11 protein-coding genes and 4 tRNA genes are annotated in these 13898 nt (G+C 51.7%); 1 reads left to right on the top strand and 14 read right to left on the bottom strand.

Annotation, left to right across the window (positions count from 1 at the left end; translation table 11 throughout):
* Window positions 1-48: 48 nt before the first annotated feature.
* From rpoB to WFK59_RS21785, 12 genes are all read right to left on the bottom strand, one after another.
* On the bottom strand, window positions 49-4077 hold the full coding sequence (rpoB, locus tag WFK59_RS21730; protein ID WP_336757288.1) for a DNA-directed RNA polymerase subunit beta: 4029 nt from the start codon (window positions 4075-4077) through the stop codon (window positions 49-51).
* 331 nt (window positions 4078-4408) lie between these two features.
* Window positions 4409-4771, bottom strand: coding sequence for a 50S ribosomal protein L7/L12 (gene rplL, locus WFK59_RS21735; RefSeq protein WP_006121499.1), 363 nt, complete (start codon window positions 4769-4771; stop codon window positions 4409-4411).
* A 66-nt stretch (window positions 4772-4837) separates the two neighbouring features.
* Window positions 4838-5335: a 50S ribosomal protein L10 gene (gene rplJ, locus WFK59_RS21740; protein WP_003848098.1), complete on the bottom strand. Its 498-nt coding sequence runs from the start codon at window positions 5333-5335 to the stop codon at window positions 4838-4840.
* Window positions 5336-5700: 365 nt separating this feature from the next.
* Complete coding sequence (gene rplA / locus WFK59_RS21745) at window positions 5701-6405, bottom strand: 50S ribosomal protein L1 (RefSeq protein ID WP_031376914.1); 705 nt, start codon at window positions 6403-6405, stop codon at window positions 5701-5703.
* A gap of 3 nt (window positions 6406-6408) precedes the next feature.
* Complete coding sequence (rplK, locus tag WFK59_RS21750) at window positions 6409-6837, bottom strand: 50S ribosomal protein L11 (RefSeq protein ID WP_006121495.1); 429 nt, start codon at window positions 6835-6837, stop codon at window positions 6409-6411.
* Between the two features lie 147 nt (window positions 6838-6984).
* The gene (nusG, locus tag WFK59_RS21755; protein WP_003848088.1) at window positions 6985-7530 is read right to left on the bottom strand and encodes a transcription termination/antitermination protein NusG; all 546 of its coding nucleotides are present in this window, start codon (window positions 7528-7530) and stop codon (window positions 6985-6987) included.
* Between the two features lies 1 nt (window position 7531).
* On the bottom strand, window positions 7532-7915 hold the full coding sequence (gene secE / locus WFK59_RS21760; RefSeq protein WP_031376913.1) for a preprotein translocase subunit SecE: 384 nt from the start codon (window positions 7913-7915) through the stop codon (window positions 7532-7534).
* 229 nt (window positions 7916-8144) lie between these two features.
* Window positions 8145-9329 (bottom strand): elongation factor Tu, encoded by a 1185-nt coding sequence (gene tuf / locus WFK59_RS21765; protein ID WP_167429651.1) that lies wholly within the window; start codon window positions 9327-9329, stop codon window positions 8145-8147.
* A 109-nt stretch (window positions 9330-9438) separates the two neighbouring features.
* Window positions 9439-9514: transfer RNA gene (locus WFK59_RS21770), tRNA-Thr, on the bottom strand.
* 5 nt (window positions 9515-9519) lie between these two features.
* Window positions 9520-9594: transfer RNA gene (locus WFK59_RS21775), tRNA-Gly, on the bottom strand.
* A gap of 190 nt (window positions 9595-9784) precedes the next feature.
* Window positions 9785-9869, bottom strand: a tRNA-Tyr gene (locus WFK59_RS21780).
* 7 nt (window positions 9870-9876) lie between these two features.
* A tRNA-Thr gene (locus WFK59_RS21785) sits at window positions 9877-9952 on the bottom strand.
* Between the two features lie 749 nt (window positions 9953-10701).
* On the opposite strand from WFK59_RS21785, the gene coaA reads away from it, so the two are divergent.
* The gene (coaA, locus tag WFK59_RS21790) at window positions 10702-11649 is read left to right on the top strand and encodes a type I pantothenate kinase (protein ID WP_233985611.1); all 948 of its coding nucleotides are present in this window, start codon (window positions 10702-10704) and stop codon (window positions 11647-11649) included.
* Window positions 11650-11694: 45 nt separating this feature from the next.
* Here the strand turns inward: coaA and birA are convergent, their stop codons facing one another.
* Together birA and murB are read right to left on the bottom strand one after the other, a co-directional pair.
* Window positions 11695-12654, bottom strand: a complete 960-nt coding sequence (gene birA, locus WFK59_RS21795) for a bifunctional biotin--[acetyl-CoA-carboxylase] ligase/biotin operon repressor BirA (RefSeq protein WP_336757291.1) — start codon at window positions 12652-12654, stop codon at window positions 11695-11697.
* On the bottom strand, window positions 12651-13688 hold the full coding sequence (gene murB / locus WFK59_RS21800; RefSeq protein ID WP_336757292.1) for a UDP-N-acetylmuramate dehydrogenase: 1038 nt from the start codon (window positions 13686-13688) through the stop codon (window positions 12651-12653). The genes birA and murB overlap by 4 nt, the downstream gene beginning before the upstream one ends.
* Window positions 13689-13898 lie beyond the last annotated feature (210 nt).

Genomic DNA, 13898 nt, shown 5'->3' on the forward strand with positions numbered 1-13898 from the left:
CTTAACCCTGCGCTTTCAGGCGGCAGTGACCCGCCGCCTGAATCGGGGTTACTCGTCTTCCAGCTCGATGTTGATACCCAGCGAGCGAATCTCTTTCAACAGTACGTTGAACGATTCTGGCATGCCCGGTTCCATCTGATGGTTGCCGTCAACGATGTTTTTATACATCTTGGTACGGCCGTTGACGTCATCAGACTTAACGGTAAGCATTTCCTGCAGGGTATACGCGGCGCCGTATGCTTCCAGCGCCCACACTTCCATCTCACCGAAGCGCTGACCACCGAACTGTGCCTTACCACCCAGCGGCTGCTGAGTAACCAGGCTGTAGGAACCGGTTGAACGCGCATGCATCTTGTCATCAACCAGGTGGTTGAGTTTCAGCATGTACATATAGCCAACGGTTACCTGACGTTCGAACTGCTCACCGGTACGGCCGTCAAACAGGGTAATCTGACCAGAAGAAGGCAGACCGCCGAGCTGTAACAGCTCTTTGATTTCGCTCTCTTTCGCGCCGTCAAACACCGGAGTGGCGATTGGCATACCTTTTTTCAGGTTCTCAGCCAGACGCAGAACTTCGTCGTCGGTGAACGTATTCAGATCAACTTTCTGACGTACGTCGGTGCCCAGGTCGTAAGCGCGCTGGATGAATTCGCGCAGTTTCGCGACCTCTTCCTGCTTCTTCAGCATGGCGTTGATCTTCTCGCCGATGCCTTTCGCTGCCATACCCAGGTGGGTTTCAAGGATCTGACCGATGTTCATACGTGACGGTACGCCCAGCGGGTTCAGTACGATGTCAACCGGCGTGCCGTGTTCATCGTAAGGCATATCTTCGATCGGGTTGATCTTGGAGATAACACCTTTGTTACCGTGACGACCTGCCATTTTGTCACCCGGTTGAATCTGACGCTTAACGGCCAGATAAACCTTAACGATTTTCAGCACGCCTGGTGCCAGATCATCGCCCTGGGTGATCTTACGACGCTTACCTTCGAGCTTCTTCTCAAACTCGTGTTTCAGTTCGTCGTACTGCTCTGCCAGCTGCTCCAGCTGGTTTTGCTTAGCTTCGTCAGTCAGACCCAGTTCCAGCCAGCGCTCACGCGGCAGCTTGTCCAGTTTGTCTGCTTCAACGCCACCGGAAATCAGCACGCTCTGGATACGGCTGAACAGGCCCGCTTCCAGAATCTGCAGTTCTTCAGACAGGTCTTTCTTGGCCTGCTTCAGCTGCATCTCTTCGATTTCAAGTGCACGTTTGTCTTTTTCCACGCCATCGCGGGTAAAGACCTGAACGTCGATCACGGTGCCTGACACGCCGTTCGGTACGCGCAGTGACGAATCTTTCACGTCAGAGGCTTTTTCACCGAAGATAGCGCGCAGCAGTTTTTCTTCCGGCGTCAGCTGGGTTTCACCTTTCGGCGTTACCTTGCCCACCAGAATGTCACCACCGGTCACTTCAGCACCGATATAGACGATGCCGGATTCATCCAGTTTAGACAGCGCTGCTTCACCCACGTTCGGGATATCGGCAGTGATCTCTTCTGGCCCCAGCTTGGTGTCACGCGACACACAGGCGAGTTCCTGGATGTGAATAGTGGTGAAGCGATCTTCCTGAACCACACGCTCGGAGACCAAAATGGAGTCTTCGAAGTTGTAGCCGTTCCACGGCATGAACGCGACACGCATGTTCTGGCCCAGCGCCAGTTCACCGAGGTCGGTGGACGGGCCATCTGCCAGCACGTCGCCGCGCTCAACCGGCTCACCCAGAGAAACACATGGCATCTGGTTGATGCAGGTGTTCTGGTTAGAACGGGTATATTTGGTCAGGTTGTAGATGTCGATACCGGCTTCGCCAGCGTGCATTTCGTCTTCGTTAACTTTGATAACGATACGGGATGCATCAACGTACTGTACGGTACCGCCACGTTTCGCTACGGCGGTTACACCGGAGTCAACCGCAACAGCACGTTCCATACCGGTACCAACCAGCGGCTTATCAGCACGCAGAGTCGGAACGGCCTGACGTTGCATGTTCGCACCCATCAGGGCGCGGTTGGCGTCATCGTGTTCCAGGAACGGGATCAGTGATGCACCGACAGAAACCACCTGTTGGGTGGAAACGTCCATGTAGTCAACCTGATCGCGGCTGAACAGGCTCGACTCGCCTTTGCTACGGCAGGTGACCAGGTCATCAACGAACGCGCCGTTCTCATCAAGCGAGGCGTTCGCCTGAGCGATAACGTAGTTACCCTCTTCGATAGCGGAGAGGTAGTGAATCTCGTCAGACACTAAACCATCGATAACACGACGATAAGGTGTTTCAAGGAAACCGTACTCGTTGGTCTGTGCATAGACAGACAAGGAGTTGATCAGGCCGATGTTCGGACCTTCAGGGGTTTCGATTGGGCAGACACGACCGTAGTGCGTTGGGTGTACGTCACGCACTTCGAAGCCGGCACGCTCACGAGTCAGACCACCTGGGCCAAGTGCAGAGATACGACGTTTGTGCGTAATCTCTGACAGCGGGTTGTTCTGATCCATAAACTGAGAGAGCTGGCTTGAACCAAAGAACTCTTTCACCGCCGCCGAAATCGGCTTGGCGTTGATCATGTCCTGTGGCATCAGGGTATCGAGGTCGCCCAGTGACAGACGCTCTTTAACCGCACGCTCAACACGCACCAGACCCACACGGAACTGGTTCTCAGCCATCTCACCGACTGAACGAATACGACGGTTACCGAGGTGGTCGATATCGTCCACTTCGCCTTTACCGTTACGGATGTCGATCAGCTTCTTCATCACTTCGATGATGTCTTCTTTGCTCAGGATGCCTGAACCTTCGATTTCATCACGCAGCAATGAACGGTTAAACTTCATGCGGCCGACCGCAGAGAGATCGTAACGATCTTCAGAGAAGAACAGGTTCTCAAACAGGTTCTCTGCAGCTTCACGCGTTGGCGGCTCACCAGGACGCATCATGCGGTAGATCTCAACCAGTGCGCTCAGGCGATCGCTGGTTGGGTCGACACGCAGGGTCTCGGAGATATAAGGACCGTGGTCCAGATCGTTAGTGAACAGCGTTTCGATGCGCTTGTGACCCGCCTGGCTCAGCTTAGCCAGCAGATCCAGCGACAGCTCCATGTTTGCCGCAATGATCAGCTCACCGGTGCTCTCATCGATATAATCTTTAGAGACCACTTTGCCCGCGATATATTCAACCGGGACTTCGATGTGCTGAATGCCATCTTTTTCCAGCTGACGGATATGGCGCGCAGTAATACGGCGTGCTTTTTCGACGTAGACGGTGCCGTTAGCTTCGATATCGAAGGTAGCGGTTTCACCGCGCAGGCGCTCAGGCACCAGTTCCATCTGCAGCTTGTTGTCACGGATTTCAAAAACCACTTTCTCGAAGAAGATATCGAGGATTTCAGTGGTGGTGTAATGCAGTGCGCGCAGGATGATACTGGCCGGCAGCTTACGACGACGGTCAATACGGACGAACAGGTTATCTTTCGGGTCAAACTCAAAGTCGAGCCATGAACCACGGTAAGGGATGATACGTGCGTTATACAGCACTTTACCCGATGAGTGGGTTTTACCCTTATCGCTGTCAAAGAACACGCCAGGACTACGGTGCAGCTGAGAAACGATAACGCGCTCGGTACCATTGATAACAAAGGTACCGTTGTCGGTCATGAGCGGAATCTCGCCCATGTAGACTTCTTGTTCTTTAATGTCTTTTACGGTGCCTTCTGGCGCTTCGCGCTCATAGATCACCAGACGCAGTTTCACGCGCAGCGGTGCCGAATAGGTCACGCCACGGATCTGACACTCTTTCACGTCAAAGACAGGCTCACCTAAGCGATAGCTCACATACTGCAACTCAGAGTTGCCGCTGTAGCTGGCGATAGGGAAGACGGAACGGAATGCAGCTTCCAGTCCGTACTGACCTTCTGGATCTTGCTCGATAAACTTCTGGAACGAATCAAGCTGGATGGAAAGGAGATAAGGTATGTCCAGAACTTGCGGACGTTTACCAAAATCCTTACGAATACGTTTTTTCTCGGTATAGGAGTAAACCATAGGGTTCCTCAGCTAGCTGACAAGTCGACCCACGCTGTCCGTCCTGACAGGACAGTTCATGCAACACGATTTTGTTTGTTTCACTGGCTGCGCAGCAGCAGTGCAATACCTCTTTCTATCACGCTTAAATCATTTCATCGCTTTTGCGAGGGCAGGGAACCCGCACAGGAAAGCGGTATATTAAGTCGTCGATAGAGAAAGATATTGAGAAGAGCAACAATGGACAAACAGTGTGAAACCCCATTGAGGCCCTGTAGCGCAAAAAGGCTGGTGACCAAAAAGTCACCAGCCATCAGCCTGAAACTACTCAGACTGCAACCCGAAGGTTGTCTTACTTAACTTCAACTTCAGCGCCAGCTTCTTTAAGAGCAGCTTCAAGTGCAGCTGCGTCATCTTTGCTGATGCCTTCTTTGATTACGCCAGTTGCTTCAACCAGATCTTTGGCTTCTTTCAGGCCCAGACCAGTTGCAGTACGTACGGCTTTGATTACTGCTACTTTGTTCGCGCCAACAGCTTTCAGGATAACGTCGAATTCAGTTTTTTCTTCAACAGCTTCAGCCGGGCCAGCAGCAACAGCTACAGCAGCAGCAGCAGAAACGCCGAATTTTTCTTCCATAGCAGAAACCAGCTCAACTACTTCCATTACGGACATAGCTGCAACAGCTTCCAGAATTTGGTCTTTAGTGATAGACATGACAATTGTTCCTAAGAATCAGAAAAAGTTTATACGTTAGCAAGTACGAAGAAAAAGAATCTGGCCTTAAGCCGCTTCTTTTGCATCGCGTACAGCAGCCAGAGTGCGGACCAGTTTGCCAGCAGCGGCTTCTTTCATGGTCGACATCAGACGTGCCAGTGCTTCTTCGTAGGTCGGCAGAGTTGCCAGACGGTCAATATTAGCCGCCGTGATCAGCTCACCTTCAAAGGCTGCAGCTTTGACCTCAAATTTTGCATTCGCTTTCGCGAAATCTTTGAACAGACGAGCAGCAGCGCCCGGGTGTTCCATAGAATATGCAATCAGGGTCGGACCAACAAACGTGTCTTTCAGGCACTCGAACTGAGTACCTTCAACGACGCGGCGCAGCAGGGTGTTACGAACAACACGCATGTAAACGCCAGCTTCACGACCTGCTTTACGCAGTTCGGTCATTTTATCAACGGTAACGCCACGGGAATCCGCAACAACCGCTGAAAGCGCGCCTTTGGCTACTTCGCTGACTTCAGCAACAATCGCTTGTTTGTCTTGAAGATTTAATGCCATTAGCTTTTGCTCCTGGATTTGACCGGGGAAGGATTTCCCCGGAACTCACTTCACTTACTCACCCGAAGGGAAATAAGCGCTCGAACACGGTGAGCAGAATCCAGCTAAGAAAAAATTCTTTTGGTTCTGTCACCGTCTACGCAGGGAATTAAGCGAAATATCCGAAGATAAGCCGCTCCTGCGGTCTTGGACGGAGGCCAGGATAAGGCCTGGCTCCAACCTAAATTCTGTTTGATGCAGCAGGGTTCAAAGCGGGAAGGCGATAAACGCAGCGACCGGTTCTGACTCTCTGGTATCGGTTCTGTTATTAACAGAACAACGGGCGTAAGATTCTAGGTGAATTTTTCGCCCGTTTCAAGCAGCAATTAGTTTGCTGTTGCGTTCAGACCCGCCTGGTCAACGGCAACGCCGGCGCCCATGGTGGTTGAAAGGCTAACTTTCTTGATGTACACGCCTTTCGCCTGTGAAGGTTTCGCTTTTTTCAGCGCAACCAGCAGGGACTCCAGGTTTTCTTTCAGTTTGTCAGCGTCGAAGTCCACTTTACCGATGGTAGTGTGGATGATGCCGTTTTTGTCGTTACGATAACGAACCTGACCTGCTTTAGCGTTCTTAACCGCTTCAGCAACGTTAGGGGTTACAGTACCGACTTTCGGGTTTGGCATCAGGCCACGTGGACCCAGAACCTGGCCCAGTTGGCCAACAACGCGCATTGCATCCGGAGAAGCAATAACAACGTCAAAGTTCATTTCGCCTTTCTTGATCTGATCGGCCAGGTCTTCCATACCTACCAGCTCAGCGCCGGCTGCTTTAGCAGCTTCAGCGTTAGCGCCCTGGGCGAAGACAGCAACACGTACTGAACGACCAGTACCGTGTGGCAGAACGGTCGCGCCGCGCACGTTCTGATCAGATTTACGCGCGTCGATGCCGAGGTTTACAGCAACGTCAACGCTTTCAACGAACTTGGCAGTCGCCAGTTCTTTCAGCAGAGCGATCGCTTCAGCAATGTCGTACTGCTTGGTCGCGTCAACTTTGTCGCGAATTACGGTCATGCGCTTGGTCAGCTTAGCCATTTCTTAGTCCTCTACTACCAGGCCCATGGAACGAGCAGTACCTTCGATGGAGCGAGTCATCGCTTCAACGTCAGAACCAGTCATGTCCGCAGCTTTAGTTTCTGCGATTTCACGTACCTGAGCACGAGTCACTTTACCGACTTTATCTTTGTTCGGCTTACCAGAACCAGACTTGATGCCTGCTGCTTTTTTCAGCAGTACGGCAGCCGGAGGCGTTTTGGTAATGAAGGTAAAAGAACGGTCGCTGTATACAGTAATAACAACAGGAGTCGGCAGACCTTTCTCTAAAGATTCGGTCTTAGCGTTGAACGCTTTGCAGAATTCCATGATGTTAACACCCTGCTGACCCAGTGCTGGACCAACCGGTGGACTTGGGTTCGCCATACCAGCTGCAACCTGCAGCTTGACGTAGGCCTGGACTTTCTTAGCCATGATATTTCCTCAAATGGGTTATAGCGCCTGAAAAGGCTCCCCGTGATAACGATTCACACGCTGTTGTCAGCGCATAAAAACAAAAGGCGCGAAATTGTAGTTAAATTTCGCGCCTGCTGCAACAGCTAAATTGTGAGCGGAAAGAGGTTAACCTTTCTCCACCTGACCGAAGTCGAGTTCAACCGGTGTTGCACGACCAAAGATGGAGACGGACACCGTCAGACGGCTCTTCTCGTAATCCACATCTTCAACTACGCCGTTAAAGTCAGCAAACGGACCGTCGTTAACGCGAACCATTTCACCTGGCTCGAACAGCGTTTTCGGACGCGGCTTATCGCCGACCTGCTGCAGACGGTTCATGATCGCATCGACTTCTTTGTCGCTGATAGGTGCCGGACGGTCAGAGGTGCCGCCAATGAAACCCATCACGCGCGGAACGCTGCGAACCAGGTGCCAGCTGGCGTCATTCATGACCATCTGGACCAGAACGTAACCCGGGAAAAACTTGCGCTCGCTCTTACGACGCTGGCCACCGCGAATTTCAACGACTTCTTCAGTCGGAACCATGACGTCGCCAAACAGCTCTTCCATGTTGTGCAATTTGATATGCTCGCGCAGCGACTGTGCTACGCGGCCTTCAAAACCGGAAAACGCCTGTACGACGTACCAGCGTTTCTTTGGAGCTTCAGACATCTCAGAACCTCAGGCCAGTGATAAACGATACCAGACGGACCAGAATACCATCCAGCCCCCACAAAATCAGTGACATCACGGCGGTAACCGCGGCAACGATTAACGTGGTGTGCAGCGTCTCCTGGCGGGTTGGCCAGATAACCTTACGCATTTCGGTTCTTGCTTCACGAGCAAAAGCCACGGTTGCTTTGCCTTTGGTCGTTAAAAGCGCAATGCCGCCGGCCGCTGCAATCAGCACAACTACAGCTAATGCGCGCAGAGGCAGTGTCACATCACGATAGAGGTAGTTACCTACAATCGCTGCAAGTAGCAGTAACACGACTACTACCCACTTTACCGCTTCCAGGCCGCGCCCGCTCCCTTGAGCTTCGGTATTCGCACTCATAAACCAACCTGCCACAATAATTCAGAAACTATTCTGCCCCGCAGTGCGAGGCATCCAAACCGAATGAGCTTTTGGGGCGTAACTCGGTCTCCTACGCCGCATAACAGAGCCTGTCTCAGCAATGATTATGATCGAAAATCACTGATGAGCCAGGTTCTATGAAGCAGCGTGCAAAAAGGGCATCAAATGATGCCCTTTTCGTGTGCATTGCGTCAAACGTTATCGATAATTAAGCGATAACTTTAGCAACAACACCCGCACCAACGGTACGGCCACCTTCACGGATTGCGAAGCGCAGACCTTCGTCCATAGCGATTGGGTGGATCAGGGTAACAACCATTTTGATGTTGTCGCCTGGCATTACCATTTCCACGCCTTCTGGCAGCTCTACTGAGCCCGTTACGTCAGTGGTACGGAAGTAGAACTGTGGACGGTAACCTTTGAAGAACGGAGTATGGCGGCCACCTTCGTCTTTAGACAGAACGTAAACTTCTGACTCGAACTGGGTGTGTGGCTTGATAGTACCTGGCTTAGCCAGAACCTGGCCACGCTGGATGTCTTCACGCTTGATACCGCGCAGCAGAACACCACAGTTTTCGCCTGCCTGACCCTGGTCCAGCAGCTTACGGAACATCTCAACACCGGTACAGGTTGATTTCGCAGTATCTTTGATACCCACGATTTCAACTTCGTCGCCGACTTTAACGATGCCGCGCTCAACACGACCGGTAACAACAGTACCACGGCCAGAGATTGAGAATACGTCTTCGATTGGCAGCAGGAACGGCATATCGATCGCACGGACTGGATCCGGGATGTAGTTATCCAGGTGTTCAGCCAGCTCGATGATTTTCGCTTCCCACTCCGCTTCGCCTTCCAGCGCTTTCAGCGCAGAACCACGAACGATTGGAGTGTCGTCGCCTGGGAAATCGTACTGTGACAGCAGGTCACGGACTTCCATCTCAACCAGCTCCAGCAGCTCTTCATCATCAACCATGTCGCACTTGTTCAGGAACACGATGATGTAAGGAACGCCAACCTGACGACCCAGCAGGATGTGCTCACGGGTCTGTGGCATCGGGCCATCAGTCGCAGCAACAACCAGGATCGCGCCGTCCATCTGCGCAGCACCGGTGATCATGTTTTTCACATAGTCGGCGTGGCCTGGGCAGTCAACGTGAGCATAGTGACGAGAAGCCGTCTCATACTCAACGTGTGCGGTGTTGATGGTGATACCACGCGCTTTTTCTTCAGGCGTGCTGTCGATTTGATCGAATGCACGCGCCTGGCCGCCATTAGTTTTAGCCAGTACGGTGGTGATAGCTGCAGTCAGGGTGGTTTTACCGTGGTCAACGTGACCGATGGTGCCCACGTTTACGTGCAGTTTGTTACGTTGAAATTGCTCTTTAGCCATCGCTTGTCCCTCTAAGACACGGATATATCAAAGATATCATCACATTAACCAGGCAATGCCTGACTGCAAGGAAGTTACAGAGAGAAAATCAGGAGGGAGATAAAGGAAGTGGTGCTGATACCCAGAGTCGAACTGGGGACCTCACCCTTACCAAGGGTGCGCTCTACCAACTGAGCCATATCAGCACATCTGGAGCGGGCAGCGGGAATCGAACCCGCATCATCAGCTTGGAAGGCTGAGGTAATAGCCATTATACGATGCCCGCATCCTGGAACTCGGCTACCTGTTCTTTCTGTAGCTTGTGAGTAACAGAGGATGTTCCCCTATTATTCACAGCCTGTCAGCGAAGCTGACCGACTTTGACTGCGCTAATGCCCAGCCTGAATTCAGGGTGAGATGTGACTCACCTGACAGATAAACAGGTTGTTTATCTGGTCTCAACCACAAGGCTGAGATGGTGGTGGGAGAAGGATTCGAACCTTCGAAGTCTGTGACGGCAGATTTACAGTCTGCTCCCTTTGGCCGCTCGGGAATCCCACCTACTTGATGGTGCCGGCTACCGGAATCGAACTGGTGACCTACTGATTACAAGTCAGTTGCTCTACCAACTGAGCTAAGCCGGCATCAAGTGACGCGCATTCTAGGAAGGTCGGCTTCAGGATGCAACAAAAAAATCGCTTAAATTGCGCTATCGCTTACTATTTGTGCAAATCATCGCAATTTGGCGCTTTTATGCAGAATTATTGTGCAATCCGGGGATATTTTGTCGGGTGTCAGACGGCCTGTGCGGCAGACTGACAGACGAATTGATTGGGCTGTTATGCTGGTCTGCTCATCTCAGCAGCAAATTTATTTCGCGGTGACGGCGCTAAGTGATGCTTTTATCACCTCTCTGTTCATCAGCCCCTCTTCGTTACGGCAAAAACAAATTCCGTGAGGCTGATCGGGACCTGTTTCCGATGTCACTACTCAGTGAGCTGTACGTTTACAGGCTGCATTGTGTTCGGTTAGAAGATAGAGGTAAGTCATGCCCTCTCTTTGAACGGCTAAGCCCACAGCAGTGGCTTTAAAAGCCGATGACGGGCAGGTCAGCCTTCGCACGCTATACTCATCAGGAATAGAGCGCATAGCGTAAAGTCATCGGGTACAGCGGGTTAAGACGTTAACAGGATTGCAGCATTTTGTGGGCATGCCGACGAAAGCGAATGCTCATTTATCTTTTTACTTCTGTTGAAAGCTATACTGGTGATACCCTCCAGCCCATTGTTCTCAATGGTAAACCTGTGATCCGCGATTCAAATTTCTCATGTTGTCTAACCTATCCGGGCAACATTCTCCTGAAAGTTACGAATTTGCGGTCAGATGCATGCTTATGGATAAAACGACACCTTTGACGACGCCTTATCTGCAGTTCACTCGTGATCAGTGGGCTGCATTGCGCGATTCTGTCCCGATGACGCTGTCAGAAGAGGAGATCGCCCAGCTGGAGGGGATCAACGAAGACCTCTCGCTGGAAGAGGTCGCAGAGATTTATCTGCCGCTTTCGCGTCTGCTCAACTTTTATATCAGCTCGAATGTTCGTCGTCAGGCCGTTCTGGAACAGTTTCTCGGCACCAACGGGCAAAAGATACCTTATATCATTAGTATTGCTGGCAGCGTTGCCGTGGGGAAAAGCACCACCGCGCGTGTATTGCAGGCACTGCTGAGCCGCTGGCCCGAGCACCGTAAAGTTGAGCTGATCACGACAGATGGTTTTCTTCATCCCAATGCGGTGCTGAAAGAGCGGGGTCTGATGAAGAAGAAAGGCTTCCCGCAGTCTTATGATATGCATCGGCTGGTGAAGTTTGTTTCCGACCTGAAATCGGGTGCCAGTCAGGTTACCGCTCCGGTCTATTCGCACCTGATTTACGATGTGATCCCGGACGGTGATAAGGTCATTCAGCAACCCGATATTCTGATTCTTGAAGGGCTTAACGTATTACAGAGTGGGATGGATTATCCACACGATCCCCATCACGTCTTTGTTTCCGATTTTGTCGACTTCTCTATTTATGTCGATGCGGCAGAAGATCTCTTGCAGAGCTGGTATATCAACCGCTTCCTGAAATTCCGTCAGGGCGCGTTTACCAATCCCGACTCTTATTTCCATCATTATGCTCAGCTCTCTGAAGCGGAAGCGATTGAAATAGCAGGCAACTTGTGGAAAGAGATTAACTGGCTGAATCTGCAGGAAAATATCCTGCCTACTCGTGAAAGAGCCAGCCTGATTATGACCAAGAGTGCTAATCATGCGGTCGATAAGCTCCGGCTGCGAAAATAAACGACATCAATAAAAAAGCCTGCAATTATGCAGGCTCTTTTATATTCAGACTGGCCGAAGGGATATTTCTCCGCCTACCCAGGATTTTATTTCGCCATCCTGCTCTAATAACAGCCCTCCCTGACTATCCACACCACGAGCAATGCCGTGCACTTCACGTTCGCCAATAAGTAACTTCACCGGCCGGTTAATAAAATTATCCAGTGCGGCCCAGCGAGCAATAAAGGGCGTTAATCCTTCCTGTTCAAACACCGGCAGAGCATCACGTAAGCTGTTAATCAGACTGGCAGCCAGTTCATTGCGGTTAACCGTGACACCCGCTTCCTGCAGGTTGATCCAACCCTGATTGATCTGTGACGCATCCGCTGTTCGCATCGCCAGATTAATCCCGGCACCCATTACAATATGCGCTGCATCACCGGTTTTACCGGTAAGTTCGACCAGGATACCCGCCAGTTTGCGATCTTTTAGGTAAATATCATTGGGCCATTTAACCCGGACATCGTCAGCACCCATCACACGTAATGTTTCAGCCATGACGATGCCGATAACCAAACTGAGCCCCATTGCCGCCGCAGGACCCTGATCCAGACGCCAGTACATCGACATATAGAGGTTGGCGCCAAACGGTGAGAACCATTGGCGACCACGCCTTCCGCGTCCAGCCTGTTGGTACTCCGCAATACAGGCAGCGCCAGACTGAAGTTCATGCATCCGTTCCAGCAAATATTGATTCGTTGAGTCAATAACCGGTATCACTGAAATATTGCCCTGCTTAACCCGTGAAAGTATCGCCTGTTCGTCCAGCAACTGTATCGGCGCAGACAGGCTATACCCTTTTCCGGTGACGGTATAAACGTCAAGTCCCCAGCTTTTCAACGTCTGGATATGCTTATTGATCGCGGCGCGGCTCATACCCAGCGTTTCACCTAGCTGTTCGCCTGAATGAAACTCGCCATCCGATAATATATCGACCAGCTTCAATGGAACGTTGTGGTCCTTCATGCGATCACCTCAACAGCATTACACTCACCCTGTGCCTGAATAAAACGGACTTCAGGCTCAAGCCAGACATCAAACTTTTCACCCACCCGGTTACGTACGGTACGGGCTAGCGCCACAATATCGTCAGGTGTCGCATCCTCAGCATTGATCAACACCAGAGCCTGCTGCTGATGCACGGCTGCGCCGCCCAGACGGAACCCCTTCAGCTGACACTGATCTATCAGCCAGCCTGCCGCCAGTTTGGTTTCGCCGTTCGTCAGTGGATAATTTGGCATCGACGGAAAGCGAGCCAGTAACTGGCTTGCCTGCGCCTGACTAATCACCGGGTTTTTGAAAAAGCTGCCTACATTACCGGTGACTTTAGGGTCGGGTAACTTGCTCTGACGCATCTCACAGACAGCATGATAGACATCCCAGGCGTTTGCGGTGACGGGATTCAGCGTTTTGAGATCGCCGTAGGTCAAAACCGGTTGCCACTGTTTTGGCAGGATCATTCCTACCGCTACAATCACATAGCCAGATTGGTAATGGTGTTTAAATATGCTGTCGCGATAACCAAACTCGCAGGCTTCACGATCGAGCCGCTCTGTCTGACCACTGTGCAAATTAAGCACATCGACATATTCGCAGACGTCTTTTAATTCAACACCATAAGCCCCGATATTCTGGATCGGCGCTGAGCCGACCATGCCAGGGATTAATGCCAGGTTTTCCAGGCCGGTAATGCCCTTTTCCAGCGTACTTTTCACCAGTTGATGCCAGTTCTCGCCCGCCCCAACGTGCAGTTTCCAGTGATCGAACTCATCCCGGATGCCGATGCCTTTAATGCGGTTCAGTACCACCGTGCCGGCGAAGTCTTCCAGGAACAGCACGTTGCTGCCCTCACCTAACACCATAAACGGCGTTTGTTGATGCTGGCTGGCCTGCCAGGCAGCCAGGATAGCAGCGGGAGTTTCCGCCACAATGCGTTGTTGCGTGTGGATGGCAAGCCCAAGCGTATTGTCGGCTTTTAATGAGGGATGTTGGCTGGACATTTGACGGCCTTAACTGATTAATCTGGCCGTAGTTTACCGTATCAGACGGGTGTTGCAGGGGGGAATTTCAGGCTCTCAGCGAAAAATTCCGCTGATCTTCAGACGTAAAAAAGCCCCGCACTTCCGTGCGGGGCTTCTTCACTGATATGATGCCTGGCAGTTCCCTACTCTCGCATGGGGAGACCCCACACTACCATCGGCGCTACGGCG

The organism is Pantoea sp. USHLN298 (assembly GCF_037149395.1).
GTDB classification, from domain to species: Bacteria; Pseudomonadota; Gammaproteobacteria; order Enterobacterales; family Enterobacteriaceae; genus Pantoea; species Pantoea astica.